This window comes from Microvirga antarctica, from assembly GCF_017921815.1.
Lineage (GTDB): Bacteria > Pseudomonadota > Alphaproteobacteria > Rhizobiales > Beijerinckiaceae > Microvirga > Microvirga antarctica.
In genome coordinates this window covers 2,501-3,593 of sequence record NZ_JAGEMM010000010.1, presented here as the reverse complement: position 1 = coordinate 3,593, position 1,093 = coordinate 2,501, and the positions used below count along the sequence as shown (strand labels likewise).

Genomic DNA, 1,093 nt, shown 5'->3' with positions numbered 1-1,093 from the left:
CCCCGATCTTTGATCGGCCCCGATCTTTGATCGGCCCCGATCTTTGATCGGCTTTGGCGGCTCCGATCTTTGATCGGCTTGGTGGTTTGTTGTTGGTTTTGTCCGGATGTCACAGAGGTTCGCGGGCTGCTTTGAAGAAGAGCGGTTTTGCGGATATTTGAAATCGTAAAGAGGGAATACATTCGACCGTTGCTGAGTGATCAGCGCGACGGCCCCGCAGGCTGTTGGGTCGGGTGTATTTGGCAAGCAAATGTCCGGATGAGAAATTGTCCGGACAGGTCTTTCTTTTAGGTCGTGTCCGCCTCTGCCGAGGACGGGCATCGATCATGAGAGTAATCAAGTGTCTTAAGAGCATTCGGTGGATGCCTTGGCGCTGAGAGGCGATGAAGGACGTGGTACGCTGCGATAAGCCTTGGGGAGCTGCGAACGAGCTTTGATCCAGGGATTTCCGAATGGGGAAACCCACCTTCGATCTCTTGTATTCTGGTCTCATTACTGGATTTTATTTGGTGGTGAGGTTGGACTACAAGGGGTCAGATGAAGGTATTAGATCCTGAATACATAGGGGTTTAAGGCGAACCCGGGGAACTGAAACATCTAAGTACCCGGAGGAAAGGACATCAACGAGACTCCGTTAGTAGTGGCGAGCGAACGCGGACCAGGCCAATGCCTGGGAACAGTTTAACCGGAACCATCTGGAAAGGTGGGCGAGATCGGGTGATAGCCCCGTACGGATAAGGACTTTCCCGGGATACGAGTAGGGCGGGACACGTGAAATCCTGTCTGAACATGGGGGGACCACCCTCCAAGCCTAAGTACTCCTCAGCGACCGATAGCGAACAAGTACCGTGAGGGAAAGGTGAAAAGCACCCCGACGAGGGGAGTGAAATAGTTCCTGAAACCGGATGCTTACAAACAGTGGGAGCCCAAGGTTTGTCCTGGGTGACCGCGTACCTTTTGTATAATGGGTCAGCGACTTAAAGTAACGAGCAAGCTTAAGCCGATAGGTGGAGGCGCAGCGAAAGCGAGTCTGAATAGGGCGTTCAGTTCGTTGCTTTAGACCCGAAACCGAGTGATCTAGCCATGTGCAGGT

1 protein-coding gene and 1 rRNA gene (1 of these 2 only partly in view) are annotated in these 1,093 nt (G+C 52.9%); one reads left to right on the top strand and one right to left on the bottom strand.

Annotated elements, in window-relative coordinates; genetic code table 11:
• On the bottom strand, window positions 1–182 hold a 182-nt coding region (locus J4G32_RS20620; RefSeq protein WP_210497484.1), incomplete at its 3' end, for a hypothetical protein.
• 152 nt (window positions 183–334) lie between these two features.
• Between J4G32_RS20620 and J4G32_RS20615 the strand changes: the two genes are divergently transcribed.
• Window positions 335–1,093: ribosomal RNA gene (locus J4G32_RS20615) — 23S ribosomal RNA — on the top strand (it continues 2,058 nt past the right edge of the window).